This window comes from Streptomyces torulosus, from assembly GCF_001419765.1.
Taxonomy (GTDB): domain Bacteria; phylum Actinomycetota; class Actinomycetes; order Streptomycetales; family Streptomycetaceae; genus Streptomyces; species Streptomyces torulosus.
In genome coordinates this window covers 1-14,861 of the sequence record NZ_LIRK01000084.1, presented here as the reverse complement: position 1 = coordinate 14,861, position 14,861 = coordinate 1, and the positions used below count along the sequence as shown (strand labels likewise).

The following is a 14,861-nucleotide window of genomic DNA, read 5'->3' as shown; positions in this document are numbered from 1 at the left end:
ACCGCTTCTACCGTGCCGCCGTGGGCGGCTGCCACCGCGCGGACGATGGACAGGCCGAGGCCGGAGCCGGGGAGGCTGCGGGCGTCGGCGGCACGGTAGAAGCGGTCAAAGATGCGTTCGAGGTCGCAGTCGGCGACGCCGGGACCCCGGTCCAGGACCTCCACCCGGACCACGTCGGGCCCGTCGCCCTGGCCCACGTCGTCGAGGTCGACGAGGTCACCGCCGCCTCGCGCCGGCCCCCGCGCGACCACCACCTCGATCGCCCCGGTCCCGGCGCGGTCGAACTTCGCGGCGTTCTCCACCAGGTTGGACACGGCCCGCTGCAACGCCCCCGCCCGCCCCTCGACGGTCGTGTCGCCCTCCACCCGTACGGCGACCTCCCGGCCGGTGCGCCGCCGCGCGGTCGCCGCGACGTCCTCGGCGATGTCGGCGAGCTGCACCCGCTGCACGGGCTCGGTGCTCGACTGCCCGGCGGCGAGGTCCACCAGCTCGTTGACGAGGTCGGTCAGTTCGCGGGCCTCCTGGGCGAGGTCGTCGACCAGTTCCTCCCGCACCCGGGCGGGCAGTTCGTCGATGCGCCGCAGCAGCGAGATGTTCGTCCGCAGGGAGGTCAGCGGTGTCCGCAGCTCGTGTCCCGCGTCCTGCACCAGCCGCCGCTGGTCCTCCTCCGACTGGGCCAGCCGCACCAGCATCCGGTCGAAGGAACGCCCGAGGCGCCCCACCTCGTCCCGGCCCGCGACCGGCACCTGGATCCCGAGTTGCCCCGTCCTGGCCACGTCCTCCGCCGCCCCGGCCAGTTGCACCAGCCGCCGGGTCTGCCGCCGCGCCAGCCACCACCCGAACAACCCCGCCGAGAGGACGACACCCGACACGAACAGCAGGGTCCGCTGCTGCAACTCCCGCAGCAGGTCCTCGGTGTCACTGAACTCCTGGGCCACCTGCACGGCCCCACGGCCGCCGCCGAGCGCGACGGTCGCCACCCGGTACCGGCCGCCGCCCACCTCGACCTCGCCGTGCTCGACCATCGCCCCGGCGAACCTCGCGCCCGCGGTCCGGCGGTCGGCCGGCCGCACGGGCAGACCGGGGTCGCCCTTGTCGAGGACCTGCCCCTCGGAGCCGAGCACCTGGACGTCCGTACGGCCGGAGCGGATCAGGTCGTCACGGGGGCCGCCGCTGTCCGAGGGCGCGAAGTCCTCGGGCCCCAGCCGGTCCTGTTCCACCAGCTCCCGCAGATCGCGGACCACCTCGGCGAACACGGTCTGCTGGTCCACCCGCACCAGCCGCGCGGCCGCGCTGTAGCTGAGGATCCCGACGAGCACGGTGACGACACACGCCACCGCCACGAACGACACGGTGAACGTCGCCCGCAGCGACGGCACCGGACGCAGCCGGGCCGGCACCCGCGACACCAGCCGGACGAGACGCTGCGGCACCGCCCGCCGCCTCAGTCTTCCCGCAGCGCGTACCCCACACCCCGCACGGTGTGGATCAGCGCGGGCGCCCCGGGCTCGTCGAGTTTGCGCCGCAGATAGCCGACGTAGACCGCGAGGTTCTTGGAGCCGGGCCCGAAGTCGTAGCCCCAGATACGGTCGTAGATGGTGGCGTGGTCGAGGACGATCCCCGCGTTGCGCACGAGCAGTTCGAGCAGGTCGAACTCGGTCCGCGTCAGCTCCAGCTCCCGCGCCCCCCGCCACGCCCGCCGCGCCTGCACGTCCATCCGCACCCCGGCGGCCGACACCAGCCCGGACTCCTGCGCGGGACTCGCCGCACCCACGGCACCCGGCGCGACCGGGCCCGATGCCTCCGGGGACGTTTTCCCGGTGAGGTCACCGGCGTTGCCGGTCCGGCGCAGCAGTGCGCGCAGCCGGGCGAAGACCTCCTCCACGTCGAACGGCTTGACGACGTAGTCGTCCGCGCCGGCGTCGAGCCCGGCGATCCGGTCGGCGGTCTCCACCAGCGCGGTGAGCATCAGGATCGGCGTCCGGTCGCCCTCGGCGCGCAGCACCCGGCACACCTGGAGACCGTCTATGCCGGGCATCATCACATCGAGGACGAGCACGTCGGGCTGCCTGCGGTGCGCCTGCGCCAGCGCCTCGACGCCGTCGGCGACCGCCGTCACCTCGTAGCCCTCCAGCGTCAGCGCCCGCTCCAGGGCATGGCGGATGGCTCGGTCGTCCTCGGCGAGCAGCACGTTCTGGGGCACCCCACCAGTCTGCCAAGGTCACGGCCGCGCACCACCTCGCCGGGTGCGCCCGAACGCCCCTTCTTACCGGCCTCTCACCACGACCGCGTGGCCGGCTTACCGCACCGCAGGACGGTGTTCGTGTGACACCGGCCCGCAAGGGAACCCGGGTGGAGGGGGTCGATGCAGTAAAAAGGGTCGGAACCCGCCCCAATTCTCCGATACACCGTCAATACCGTCGGGAAGGTAGTGCATGAGCCGCCGGATGAAGATCGTGTTCCTGCTGCACAACGCGTACGCCATCGGCGGCACCGTCCGAACGACCCTCAACCTGGCGTCGGCCCTCGCGGACCACCACGACGTGGAGATCGCGTCGATGTCCCGCCACCGCGACGAACCCCGTTTCACGGTCGACCCCCGGATCACCCTCGTGCCCCTGGTCGACATCCGAGCGAACAGCGCCGACCTGCGCGATCCGGCCCAGATGCAGCCCGCCGTCGACTTCCCGACCGCCGACAAGCGCCACCGCCAGTACAGCCGCCTCACCGACCGGCGCGTCCGCGGCTATCTGACCGGCTGCGACGCCGACGTCGTCATCGGCACCCGCCCCGGCCTCAATGTGTACGTCTCCCGCTTCGCGCCCCGCCGCGCCCTGCGCATCGGCCAGGAGCACCTGCGCCACGACGCCCACTCCAAGCAACTGCGTGCGGTCCTCGCCCGTCACTACCGCGCCCTGGACGCGGTCGTCACGACCACGGCCGCCGACGCCGAGGTGTACCGCGCGCGGATGAAACTGCCGGGCGTACGGGTGATGTCCGTGCCCAACATCGTCCCCGCGCCCGGCATCGCCCCCTCGGACTGCACCGCCCCCGTCATCGCCGCCGCCGGACGCCTCGCCCGCGGCAAGCGCTTCGACCTCCTGCTGGAGGCGTTCGCCAAGGTCGCCCCGAAGGAACCCGACTGGGAGCTGCGCATCTACGGCGGTGGCAAGCAGAAGGGCCGCCTGCAGACCCTCATCGAGGAGCTCGACCTCACCGGCCGCGCCCATCTGATGGGCCCGCACACCCCCATCGAGGACGAGTTCGCCCGCGCCTCCCTCGTCGTCAGCGCCTCCGACGCCGAGTCCTTCGGCATGACCCTCGTCGAGGCCATGCGCTGCGGTGTCCCCGTGGTCAGCACCGACTGCCCGCTCGGCCCCGCCGAGATCATCACCGACGGCGTCGACGGCCGCCTCGTCCCCGTCGACGACCCGCACGCCCTCGCCGACGCCATCCTGGACCTCGTCACCGACGACGCGCTGCGCCGCGCCATGGGCCGGGCGGCCCTGAAGTCGGCCCACCGCTACGACCCGGCCCCGATCGTGACGCGGTACGAGGAACTGTTCGAGGACCTCCGCGCGACCAGGCTCCAGCGCACCTGGGAGAACTGGACGACGAGGGCGCGCATCTGGGTGCACCACCGGGCCGCCGCAGGAAAGAGGGCGGCCCTGTCCTCGCTGCGGGGCGCGGGCCTGTCACCCGTACGCCTCCGCCGCGCGACCGCGAGCAGTCACGGACAACGCGCGGCCTGAAGCACACCCCGGCCCCGGCGGAGGGACACGACCCGCGCCCACTCGGGTGGCGATCGTCAGCCGATGGCCTTGCGGACGGCGGCCTTGCGGCCCATGGCCTTGCCGTCCGCCTCAGCCCACGAACTTGCCGTCGGCGGCCCACGGCCCACGCCCCCGCCGGCGGCCCTCAGTCCACGCCCCGGCGGCGGCCCTCAGCCCTCGGCCCCGGTGGTGGCCGGCGCCTTGTGGGTCGGGGCGTCCGGGACGCCCGCCGGCCGGCCCTTCGCGAACTCCTCCCGCAGCACCGGCACGACCTCCTCCCCCAGCATGTCGATCTGCTCCAGCACCGTCTTCAGCGGCAGCCCGGCGTGGTCGACGAGGAACAACTGCCGCTGGTAGTCCCCCGCGTACTCGCGGAACGCCAGCGTCTTCTCGATCACCTGCTGCGGCGACCCCACGGTCAGCGGCGTCTGCTCGGCGAAGTCCTCCAGGGACGGCCCGTGGCCGTACACCGGCGCCACGTCGAAGTACGGCCGGAACTCCCGTATCGCGTCCTGGGAGTTCCTCCGCATGAACACGTGCCCGCCGAGCCCGACGATCGCCTGCTCGGGCGTGCCGTGCCCGTGGTGGGCGTACCGCTCCCGGTACAGCTCCACCATCCGCTGGGTGTGCTCGGCCGGCCAGAAGATGTTGTTGTGGAAGAAGCCGTCACCGTAGAACGCGGCCTGCTCGGCGATCTCGGGCGAGCGGATCGACCCGTGCCAGACGAACGGCGGCACCCCATCCAGCGGCCGCGGCGTGGACGTGAAGCTCTGCAGCGGCGAGCGGAACTTGCCCGCCCAGTTCACGACGTCCTCGCGCCACAGCCGGTGCAGCAGCGCGTAGTTCTCGATGGCGAGGTTGATGCCCTGGCGGATGTCCTGCCCGAACCACGGGTAGACCGGCGCGGTGTTGCCGCGGCCCATCATCAGGTCCACCCGGCCGTCGGCCAGGTGCTGGAGCATCGCGAAGTCCTCGGCGATCTTCACCGGGTCGTTGGTGGTGATGAGGGTGGTCGCGGTGGAGAGGATCAGTCGCTCGGTGCGGGCGGCGATCCAGCCCAGCATGGTCGTGGGCGACGACGGCACGAACGGCGGGTTGTGGTGCTCACCGGTGGCGAAGACGTCGAGACCGACCTCCTCCGCCTTCAGCGCGATCTCGACCATCGCCTTGATGCGCTCGCGCTCGGTCGGCGTACGGCCCGTCGTGGGGTCCGGCGTCACATCACCGACGCTGAAGATCCCGAACTGCATCATCGTTGCCACCCTCTCAGGTTGTTTATGATTCAACCATAGCGCCAAACAGGTGCTCCGCCTCCACTATTCCGTCGGCACCGCGCACCGGCCTCCCCGGGCCCCGCAGAATGTCAGTCCCCGTCCCTACCCTCTCCCCATGGCCGCCCCACGCCGTGACACCCGAGGGATCGTGGACGCCGCGGAACTCTTCGCGCGCGTCCGCTTCCGCCGCCGCGAACCCGCCGCACCGCTCCGCCCGTATCTGGAGCACTACTGGCTGATCGACTGGGACCTGCCCGAGCCGTACGTCTCCCAGGTCGTCCCGCACCCCTCGGTCAACATCGTCTTCCAGCGGTACGAGGGACAGGCCCCCTTCGCCGAGGTCTCCGGCGTCGGGCTCGGCCTCTTCACCCAGAAACTGGAGGGCAGGGGCCGGGTCTGCGGCGTCCAGTTCCGGCCCGGCGGCTTCCGCCCCTTCGCCCCCGGCAGCCCCGTGTCCGACTGGACCGGCCGCCGCGTACGGCACCGCGAGGTGTACCCGGACACCGACCCCGACACCGTCCTCGCCCCCGACGACGAGGACGCCCGCGTCGCCGCCCTGGACGCGTTCCTGCTGGGCCTCGACCCCCGCCCCGACCCTCAGGCGGACCTCGCCATGACGCTCGTCGACCGCGTCCGCACCGACCGCGCCGTGCGCCGCGTCTCCGATTTCGCCCGCGCCGAGGGCCTCTCCGTACGGCTGCTGCAACGCCTGTTCGCCGCGTACGTCGGCGTCGGCCCCAAGTGGGTCATCCTCCGGTACCGCATCCACGAGGCCCTGGAACGCGCCGAGACCGAACGCGCGGTCGACTGGGCCGCACTCGCCGCCGACCTCGGCTACGCGGACCAGGCCCACCTCGTCCGCGACTTCACGGCGACGGTGGGCGTCCCGCCTACGGCGTACGCGGAGGCCGTGACCCCGTCCGTCAAGACGTCCGTGAACCCGTCCGCGAACGCCGGACCCTCCGCACCGCCCGCGCCCGGCTGATCACTTGGCGTGCATGACCGCGTAGATCATCACGAACGCCACGAGGTGGATGCCGAAGAGGAAGTACGCGAGGTACCACCACACGTACCGCTCGTTCTTCTTCTCCTGGACGAGCCGGCGCCGCTCGGAATCGAGGCCCCGCTCGGCGTCGAGGTCCCGCTGCTCGGCGTCCGGATCCCGCTGCTCGGGTGGCATCACAGCTCCCGGTGGACCTTGGTGTTGGAGGCCTGGGCGCGGGGACGCAGCACGAGCAGGTCGACGTTGACATGGCTGGGGCGGGTGACCGCCCAGGTGATCGTGTCGGCCACGTCGTCGGCGGTCAGCGGCTCCGCGACCCCCGCGTACACCCGCGCCGCCTTCGCCTCGTCACCGCCGAACCGGGTCAGGGCGAACTCCTCGGTCTTCACCATCCCCGGCGCGATCTCGATGACCCGCACCGGCGTCCCGACGATCTCCAGCCGCAGCGTCTCCGCGAGGACGTGCGCCCCGTGCTTGGCGGCGACATAGCCCGCGCCGCCCTCGTACGTCCCGTGCCCCGCCGTCGACGACACCACGACGACCGTGCCGTCACCGCTCGCGGTCAGCGCGGGCAGCAGGGCCTGGGTGACATTGAGGGTGCCGATGACGTTCGTCTCGTACATCCGCCGCCAATCGGCGGGGTCGCCGGTGGCCACCGGGTCGGCGCCGAGCGCGCCACCCGCGTTGTTCACCAGCACGCCGATCGTCCGGAAGGCCGTCGCGAACTCGTCCACGGCCGCCCGGTCCGTGACGTCCAGCGCGTACGCCGTCGCCTGGCCGCCCGACGTGTTGATCTCCTCCGCCAGCGCCTCGATCCGGTCCTTGCGGCGCGCCGTCAGCACGACGCGGTACCCCGCCGCGGCGAGCCCCCGGGCCGTGGCGGCGCCGATGCCGCTGCTCGCACCCGTGACGACGGCGATACGGGAGGCGGCGGACGGTGCGGCGGTGGCCATGAGTGCTCCTGGTGCGCGGCGACTGAGTTGCCCGGCCAGGATAGGCATGCGGTGGGACAATGAGATGAACGAGACGGGTGATCCCCTGTTCAGGAGGTGGATCATGGGACAGGCGCGCGAGGTCATGGACCAGCTCACCGAGGCTCTCACCACACACCAGGACCCGAAGACCATCGGCAACCTCTTCGCGGAGGACGCGGTCGCCCACACGCCGGACGGCGGGGAGATACACGGCCGGGAGAACATCGCCGAGTACTGGCGCCAGATGACGGACGCCGTACCCGAGGCCCGCTTCGAGTCGCTCAGCTCCTTCGAGGTCGGCGACACCGCGATCGACGAGGGCATCTACAGCGGCAGGAACACCGGCCCCCTGGCATTCCCCGACGGCACGTCCCTGCCGGCGACCCAGAAGGACATCGCCCTCCGCGGCGTGGACTTCGCCACGGTGAAGGACGGCCAGATCACCAGCTACCGGCTGTACTTCGACCAACTGGAGTTCCTCAACCAACTGGGCCTGCTGCCGGAGGAACTGACGCAGTAGGAACTGACGCAGTAAGAGCTGACGCGGCAGGAACCGGCGCAGGAGGAACTGATACGGCGGCAGGAGCGGGCGGGGGGCGGCGCGACACCGCCTCCCCTACCCGTGTTCATCCCTTGACGCAGACGACCTGCTTCAGCTTCGCCACGACCTCGACCAGATCCCGCTGCTGGTCGATGACCTGCTCGATCGGCTTGTAGGCGCCCGGGATCTCGTCGACGACGCCGGAGTCCTTACGGCACTCCACGCCCCGCGTCTGCTCCTCCAGGTCCTTCGTCGTGAAGCGACGCTTCGCCGCGTTGCGGCTCATCCGCCGGCCCGCGCCGTGGGACGCGGAGTTGAAGGCCTTCTCGTTCCCGAGGCCCTTCACGATGTACGAACCGGTTCCCATCGAGCCGGGAATGATCCCGTAGTCGCCGGAGCCGGCACGGATCGCGCCCTTGCGGGTCACGAGGAGGTCCATGCCGTCGTAGCGCTCCTCGGCCACGTAGTTGTGGTGCGCACTGATCTCGGGCTCGAAGGTCGGCTTCGCCTTCCGGAACTCCTTGCGGACGACGTCCTTGAGGAGCGCCATCATGATCGAGCGGTTGTACTTCGCGTACTCCTGCGCCCAGAACAGGTCGTTGCGGTAGGCCGCCATCTGCGGGGTGTCCGCGACGAAGACGGCGAGGTCGCGGTCGACCAGGCCCTGGTTGTGCGGCAGCTTCTGGGCCACGCCGATGTGGTGCTCCGCGAGCTCCTTGCCGATGTTGCGGGAGCCGGAGTGCAGCATGAGCCAGACAGAACCGGTCGAATCCGTACAGATCTCGACAAAGTGGTTTCCGCTGCCCAGGGTTCCTATCTGCTTCTGCGCCCGCTCATGACGGAACTTGACCGCTTCCGCCACACCGTCGAAACGCCCCCAGAAGCCGTCCCACCCCGCCGAGGCGAAGCCGTACAGCTGATCGGGGTCGACGGGCTCGTCATGCATCCCCCGCCCCACCGGAATCGCCTGTTCGATCCTCGACCGCAGGCGGGAGAGGTCGCCCGGCAGGTCGTTGGCGGTCAGGGACGTCTTCACCGCCGACATGCCGCAGCCGATGTCCACGCCCACGGCCGCGGGGCACACCGCACCCTGCATCGCGATGACCGACCCGACCGTCGCGCCCTTGCCGTAGTGGACGTCCGGCATGACGGCCAGCCCCTTGATCCAGGGGAGGGTCGCGACGTTGCGGAGCTGCTGGAGGGCGACGTCCTCCACCGACGCGGGGTCGGTCCACATACGGATCGGCACCTTCGCGCCCGGTATCTCTACATACGACATCTCAGCCTCATTCCCCCGCAATTCGAGCAAAAGTCTCAGAACGCAAAACCGGCGCCAAGGTCAACGAAAGGGATGCCGGACCGGCGTCCGCGGCAGTGCGTGCGATACACATGGTGCCCGGGGGTCACCCCCGGTCGGCAAGTGAAATACGCACAGGCCACAGGACAGAACTGCGCAGGCGTCCCCCAGGGACCCCGTCGAGAGGAGCCCCCACGGTGCAGCGGAAGGCGTACGTACCCGGCGTCGCCGTGCTCCTCGCGGCAGTGCTGACCGCATGCACGGGATCGGGCGACGACGACACCCCGGACGACCCGCGCCCCGGCGAGGTCACCGCGTCCGCCTCGACCGCGCAGCCCGGCCGCTACGACACGCTCCCCGAAGCCTGCGGCTCCATCGACGACGACACCCTCGAAGCCCTCCTCCCCGGCCTGAAGCAACTCCCGGACGCGGAGCAGCGCGAGGAGGCGTACGAGGGCCAGGCGACGCTCACCTATGACACGGACCGGAAGGCCGGCTGCCGCTGGAAGGTGGAGTCGCCGACCGCCACCGACTATCTGTTCGTCGACTTCGAGCGCGTGGTGTCGTTCAACGGCACGGTCAGCGACGACAGCAAGGCACAGGAGGTGTACGGCGGCAAGGTGGAGGCCGCGGACCTCCCGGAGCCGTCGCCGAGCACGACCGAGGGGGACGGCCAAGGGGACGAGGGGAATGGAGGGGAGGGTGACGGTGGCTCGTCGGCGGCTCCGTCGCAGAGCGCTTCGCCTTCCGGCACCTCCAAGCCCTCCAAGTCGCCCCAGTCGCCCGACTCTTCTGATTCGCCCGAACCTTCTGGTTCCTCTGATTCATCCGGCTCATCCGGTTCTTCCGATGCGTCCGGTTCCGCTTCCGCGTCCGCCACTCCGGCCTCCCTTCAGCCCCGCACGCTCGACGGTCTCGGGGACGAGGCGTTCCTGGACGACGCGCTCGGGACGAGTCGGCAGCGCACGGTGACTGTGGTGTTCCGCACGTCGAATGTGATCGTGACGATCGAGTACGAGGAGCAGCCGGCGACGACGACGGATGTGCCGGACAGCGAGGAAATGCAGGACAGGGCCCGGAATCTGGCCGAGTTGCTCGCGGAGGCGTTCGACGAGTGAGCGGTTTCCGGGGGTGGGGCGGGCGGCCCGCCGAACCCCCTGATTCAGGACCGCGTTTCCTCCTCACCGCGTACCGTGGCCCCTCGGACCCGATCCGACCGCAGGAACCACGAGCGTGATGAACGTCATGAGTGAAGGAACCATGCAACGAGCCGCAGAGTCAGGTCATCGTCAGCAGCAGTCGCGTACCGCGCGGGACACGAGCGTCGCTCGTGCCGGGCGTCCGAGGCGGGCACGGGTGCTCGTCGGCGCCGCTGTCGTCCCGGTGATGCTGGTGGCGGTCGGCTGTTCGTCGGACTCCGGCTCCGGCGGCGCGTCGGGGGACAAGCCGTCGGCGGGAGCGACCTCGGCGCCGGCGAAGTCGGCGACGCCTGAGGTGGTCGAGGCGGCGTACGCGGTGCTGCCGGACGCGTGCGAGGTGTTCGCGTCGAAGACGCTGAAGTCGCTGGTCCCGCAGGGCGCGAAGTCGGGGAAGGCGATCAACACCGCCGAAGAGAACGTGACCGGCGACTGCCGCTGGACCAGCCTCGACAACAACGGTGTGGACGGTTCGCAGTACCGCTGGCTGAGTGTCTCGCTGCATCTGCTGGCGTCGGACGCGGCGAACGGTCCGGGTGAGGACCGGGCGCACGAGGCGTTCGAGTCGAAGGTGACCGCCGCGAAGGCGGTGAAGGGGGCGAAGAACGTCAAGACGGAGCCGGTGACGGGCACGGGCGACGAGGCGACGGTGGTGCGTTACGACCTGAAGAAGGACGGCGACACCTTCAAGCAGCAGACGATCGTGGTGCGCACGGAGAACGTGGTCGTCACGCTCGACTACAACGGCGCCGGTCTGGCCGGCGACAAGACCCCGGACCCGGCGGCGCTGCTGAAGTCGGCGAAGTCCGCGGCGAAGGAGGTCGTGGAGGCGGTCGAGGACGCGAACGACGGCGACGGCGGCGGGTCGTCCCCGTCGGCGAGCGCGTCGAAGTCGCCGTCCAAGTCCGCGTCGAAGTCGCCGTCGACGGGCGCCACGAAGGCGGCGGGCTCGGGTTCCGGTTCGGATCTGGGCACCGGTTCCGACGCGGACTCCGACTCGGGTTCCAAGACCTCGACGAGCGGCTCGTCGTCCACGCGGAAGACCTCGCGGTAGCGGACGCGCACGACCGGTCGGCAGCGGGCCGGTCGAGCCGGGCCGGCGTAGTGCCCAACTCGTAATGCGCGGCGGGTGACGCCTGCCCTCACCAGGGCTTTCGTCCGGGCCCGGTCCTCTCGTGGGCCGGGCCCGATGCGTACCGGCAACCCGTTTGCCGTACACATGTGCCACCCTGTTGCGCGCAACAACACGCAAGGGGAGGGGAGTACGGGTGGCCGCGCCAATGCAGCTGACTCGAATGCACCGCGTTCTCATCGGCGTGGTCGTGTTCGGCGCCGTCATCATCGCCGGGATCGGCTTCGCGGGTTCCTACGCGGCGGTGCGGGAACTGGCCGTCAAGAAGGGCTTCGGGAACTTCTCCTACGTCTTCCCGATCGGTATCGACGCGGGTATCTGTGTCCTGCTGGCCCTGGACCTGCTGCTGACGTGGATCCGCATCCCCTTCCCCCTGCTGCGCCAGACGGCGTGGCTGCTGACGATGGCGACGATCGCGTTCAACGGCGCGGCGGCCTGGCCGGACCCGCTGGGTGTGGGCATGCACGCGGTGATCCCGGTGCTGTTCGTGGTGTCGGTGGAGGCGGCGCGGCACGCGATCGGCCGTATCGCCGACATCACCGCGGACAAGCACATGGAGGGCGTGCGCCTCACGCGCTGGCTGCTCTCGCCCGTCCCCACGTTCCTCCTCTGGCGCCGGATGAAGCTGTGGGAGCTGCGCTCCTACGACCAGGTGATCAAGCTGGAGCAGGAACGTCTCGTCTACCAGGCCCGCCTGCGCTCCCGCTTCGGCCGGTCCTGGCGCCGCAAGGCCCCGGTGGAGTCACTGATGCCGCTGCGCCTGGCCCGGTACGGCGTCCCGCTGGCAGAGACGGCCCCGGCGGGTCTGGCCGCCGCGGGCATCGAGCCGGCGCTGCTGCCGCCGACGCCGCAGGTCGAGGTCGACCTGGCCGCGGGGGACCGTGGCTCCGGTACGGCCCGGGCGGGGGTGGCCGCGCCCGCCGCGGAGCAGCGCCGCCAGTTGGAGAGCGTCCCCGCCGCGCGGCAGCCGGAGCACCCCGAGTACGAGCAGCGGGGGTACTCCGAACAGGAACCGCCGCCCGAGGAGAGCCCCTGGCTCCACGCCCGCCCCCCGCAGGAGGTCCCCTACCAGGGCGGCTACGACCCGTCGTACGACCCTGAGGAGGAGTACGAGCGGTGGTACGAGGAGCAGGACCCGGAGCAGTACCAGCGGGAGCAGTACCCGGCCGACCAGTACCAGGCGGAGCAGTACCCGGCCGAGCAGTACCAGCAGCAGCGGTTCGAGGAGACCGAGGCGCCGGTGGAGGAGCCCTCGCCGGAGGAGACCGGCAGTTTCCCCATTCCGGTGGCCCCGGGCCGCACCCGTGAACTGGGCGAGGGCGGCGGTACTCCGGAGCCGGACGAAGAGGCGTACTACCAGGTCTTCAAGCAGTCGATAAGTCCTGGCAGCGGGTACCCGACCCCCCGTGAGTTCAGCGACAACATCCAGATGACCTATGGCGTCAGCGTCCTGGACGCCGAGGCCAAGCGCATGGTGCTGCGCTTCCAGAACCGCCACACCGCGGAGCTGGAGGACGACCACATCGCGTGAGCGGCGTGAAACGTGCGGAGGGGGCGCCCGGTGGTGATCACCGGGCGCCCCCTCCTCGTATGTGCGGGTGCTACTCGCCGAGCAGTGCCCGTACCCGGTCCTGGCCCACCGCGAGGAGCAGCGTGGGCAGGCGCGGGCCGGTGTCACGGCCGACGAGCAGGTGGTAGAGCAGCGCGAAGAACGACCGCTGGGCGGTCTTGATCTCCGGCGGGAGCTCCTTGGGCGTGGCGTCCGCGGAGAACCCGGCCTGGACCTTGGGCACGCCGTAGACGAGGTGGGTGAGCCCGTCGAGGGACCAGTGGTCGGCGAGTCCGTCGAGCAGCAGCCTGAGGGAGCCCTGCGCCTGCTCGTCGAGGGACTTCAGCAGCTCGGCGTCGGGTTCGTCGCGCACGATGGTCCGCTGGTCGGCGGGGACGTGCGTGTTGATCCAGGCCTCGGCCTTGTCGAGGCGGGGCCGTACGGCGTCGAGGGAGGACAGCGGGTCGGTGGGGTCGAGCTCGCTGAGGATGCGCAGGGTCTGGTCCTCGGCGCCCGCGGTGATGTCGGCGACGGACGCGAGGGTCCGGTACGGCATCGGGCGGGGCGTGCGGGGCAGCTCACCGGCGGCGGTGCGCACGGCACGGGAGTGGGCGGCCACGTCGGCCGGCAGCGCGGAGCCGTCGGTGACCTTGGCGTCGAGCTTGTCCCACTCGTCGTAGAGGCGCTGGATCTCCTGGTCGAAGGCGATCTTGAAGGACTGGTTGGGCCGGCGGCGGGCGTAGAGCCAGCGCAGGAGCTGCGGCTCCATGATCTTCAGCGCGTCGGCGGGGGTGGGCACGCCGCCCTTGGACGACGACATCTTGGCCATGCCGCTGATGCCGACGAAGGCGTACATGGGGCCGATGGGCTGCTTGCCGCCGAAGATCCCGACGATCTGCCCGCCGACCTGGAAGGACGAACCCGGCGACGAGTGGTCGACGCCGCTGGGCTCGAAGACGACGCCCTCGTACGCCCAGCGCATCGGCCAGTCGACCTTCCAGACGAGCTTGCCGCGGTTGAACTCGTTCAGCGCGACGGTCTCGGCGAAGCCGCAGGCGGTGCAGGTGTAGGACAGCTCGGTGGTGGCGTCGTCGTAGGCGGTGACGGTGGTGAGGTCCTTCTCGCACTGCCCGCAGAAGGGCTTGTACGGGAAGTACCCGGCGGAGCCGGAACTGCCGTCGTCCTCGGCGGCGGCGCCGGAGCCCTCTGCGGCCTCCAGCTCGGCGGCCTCCATGGCGGCGTCCGGCTTCTGGGACTGCGGCTTCTTGGCCGGGTCCTTCCTGGTGCGGTACTGGGCGAGGATCGCGTCGATGTCGCCGCGGTGCTTCATGGCGTGCAGGATCTGCTCGCGGTACACGCCGGAGGTGTACTGCTCGGTCTGGCTGATCCCGTCGAACTCGACGCCCATCTCGGCGAGCGCGTCGACCATCGCGGCCTTGAAGTGCTCGGCCCAGTTGGGGTGGGCGGAGCCGCGGGGGGCCGGGACGGAGGTGAGGGGCTTGCCGATGTGCTCGGCCCAGGTGCCGTCGACGCCCTCGACACCGTTGGGGACCTTGCGGTAGCGGTCGTAGTCGTCCCAGGAGATCAGGTGCCGGACCTGGTGACCGCGCCGGCGGATCTCGTCGGCGACGAGGTGCGGCGTCATCACCTCGCGCAGGTTGCCCAGGTGGATGGGGCCGGACGGGGAGAGCCCGGACGCGACGACGACCGGTTTGCCCGGGGCCCGACGCTCCGACTCCTCGATGACCTCATCCGCGAAACGGGAGACCCAGTCGGTGGTCTCGGTGCTCTGAGCCACGATCGGCACGTCCTCTTTTTCTGAGTGTTCTCCGGGGCCGACCGGTACGGTCCCCGGCCGACGGGGCCCATTCTCCCAGCTCTGGCCATAACCACGAAACCGCGTTTTGAGGGGGGCCGGGCGCCTAGTAGCTCGGGGGTGCGTGTGGTTCTGGCGGGTGCGGGTGAGTGGGGGTTGTTCGCGCCCACTCGGCGGAGCCGCATGTGTCACCGCCCCGCGCCCCTGGTAAGGGACCGGGGCTGCGCCCCGTGCTTTTCATATGAAGGCCGGGGCGCAGGCCCAAGCGTTCAGGGGCGCGGGGAACTGCGCGAACAACCCCCGCCC

The 14,861-nt window shown here is 70.9% G+C and carries 13 protein-coding genes; 6 read left to right on the top strand and 7 right to left on the bottom strand.

The window, feature by feature from the left end; genetic code table 11:
* Both AOK23_RS07100 and AOK23_RS07095 read right to left on the bottom strand, forming a co-directional pair.
* Positions 1–1,433: sensor histidine kinase (locus tag AOK23_RS07100; RefSeq protein ID WP_055711893.1), on the bottom strand; the 1,433-nt coding region annotated here is incomplete at its 3' end.
* A gap of 11 nt (positions 1,434–1,444) precedes the next feature.
* A complete protein-coding gene (locus tag AOK23_RS07095; protein ID WP_055711892.1) occupies positions 1,445–2,203 on the bottom strand; it encodes a response regulator transcription factor in 759 nt (252 codons plus the stop codon).
* A 244-nt stretch (positions 2,204–2,447) separates the two neighbouring features.
* Here AOK23_RS07095 and AOK23_RS07090 point away from each other — a divergent pair, with 244 nt between their 5' ends.
* On the top strand, positions 2,448–3,752 hold the full coding sequence (locus tag AOK23_RS07090) for a glycosyltransferase family 4 protein (RefSeq protein ID WP_055711891.1): 1,305 nt from the start codon (positions 2,448–2,450) through the stop codon (positions 3,750–3,752).
* Between the two features lie 191 nt (positions 3,753–3,943).
* Here the strand turns inward: AOK23_RS07090 and AOK23_RS07085 are convergent, their stop codons facing one another.
* Positions 3,944–5,023 carry an LLM class flavin-dependent oxidoreductase gene (locus AOK23_RS07085; protein ID WP_206336138.1) on the bottom strand — a complete coding sequence of 360 codons (1,080 nt, stop codon included), beginning with the start codon at positions 5,021–5,023 and terminating at the stop codon, positions 3,944–3,946.
* Between the two features lie 139 nt (positions 5,024–5,162).
* On the opposite strand from AOK23_RS07085, the gene AOK23_RS07080 reads away from it, so the two are divergent.
* Entirely contained in the window at positions 5,163–6,032 is an 870-nt protein-coding gene (locus AOK23_RS07080; protein WP_079049347.1) for a helix-turn-helix transcriptional regulator, read from the top strand.
* Here the strand turns inward: AOK23_RS07080 and AOK23_RS07075 are convergent, their stop codons facing one another.
* Together AOK23_RS07075 and AOK23_RS07070 are read right to left on the bottom strand one after the other, a co-directional pair.
* Positions 6,033–6,227 (bottom strand): hypothetical protein, encoded by a 195-nt coding sequence (locus tag AOK23_RS07075; protein WP_055711888.1) that lies wholly within the window; start codon positions 6,225–6,227, stop codon positions 6,033–6,035.
* Positions 6,227–7,003, bottom strand: a complete 777-nt coding sequence (locus AOK23_RS07070) for an SDR family NAD(P)-dependent oxidoreductase (RefSeq protein WP_055711887.1) — start codon at positions 7,001–7,003, stop codon at positions 6,227–6,229. The genes AOK23_RS07075 and AOK23_RS07070 overlap by 1 nt, the downstream gene beginning before the upstream one ends.
* 103 nt (positions 7,004–7,106) lie before the next feature.
* Here AOK23_RS07070 and AOK23_RS07065 point away from each other — a divergent pair, with 103 nt between their 5' ends.
* Positions 7,107–7,544 carry an ester cyclase gene (locus AOK23_RS07065; protein ID WP_055711894.1) on the top strand — a complete coding sequence of 146 codons (438 nt, stop codon included), beginning with the start codon at positions 7,107–7,109 and terminating at the stop codon, positions 7,542–7,544.
* A gap of 106 nt (positions 7,545–7,650) precedes the next feature.
* On the opposite strand, the gene AOK23_RS07060 is transcribed toward AOK23_RS07065, so the two are convergent.
* Positions 7,651–8,844 (bottom strand): RtcB family protein, encoded by a 1,194-nt coding sequence (locus AOK23_RS07060; RefSeq protein WP_055711886.1) that lies wholly within the window; start codon positions 8,842–8,844, stop codon positions 7,651–7,653.
* 215 nt (positions 8,845–9,059) lie between these two features.
* Between AOK23_RS07060 and AOK23_RS07055 the strand changes: the two genes are divergently transcribed.
* The 3 genes from AOK23_RS07055 to AOK23_RS07045 all read left to right on the top strand — a co-directional run bounded on the left by AOK23_RS07055 (position 9,060) and on the right by AOK23_RS07045 (position 12,721).
* The gene (locus AOK23_RS07055) at positions 9,060–9,980 is read left to right on the top strand and encodes a hypothetical protein (RefSeq protein ID WP_055711885.1); all 921 of its coding nucleotides are present in this window, start codon (positions 9,060–9,062) and stop codon (positions 9,978–9,980) included.
* Between the two features lie 142 nt (positions 9,981–10,122).
* On the top strand, positions 10,123–11,112 hold the full coding sequence (locus tag AOK23_RS07050) for a hypothetical protein (RefSeq protein ID WP_240496291.1): 990 nt from the start codon (positions 10,123–10,125) through the stop codon (positions 11,110–11,112).
* A 241-nt stretch (positions 11,113–11,353) separates the two neighbouring features.
* Positions 11,354–12,721: a DUF2637 domain-containing protein gene (locus tag AOK23_RS07045; RefSeq protein WP_055711883.1), complete on the top strand. Its 1,368-nt coding sequence runs from the start codon at positions 11,354–11,356 to the stop codon at positions 12,719–12,721.
* A 70-nt stretch (positions 12,722–12,791) separates the two neighbouring features.
* Here the strand turns inward: AOK23_RS07045 and lysS are convergent, their stop codons facing one another.
* Positions 12,792–14,546, bottom strand: a complete 1,755-nt coding sequence (lysS, locus tag AOK23_RS07040) for a lysine--tRNA ligase (protein ID WP_055711882.1) — start codon at positions 14,544–14,546, stop codon at positions 12,792–12,794.
* Between the last annotated feature and the right edge of the window lie 315 nt (positions 14,547–14,861).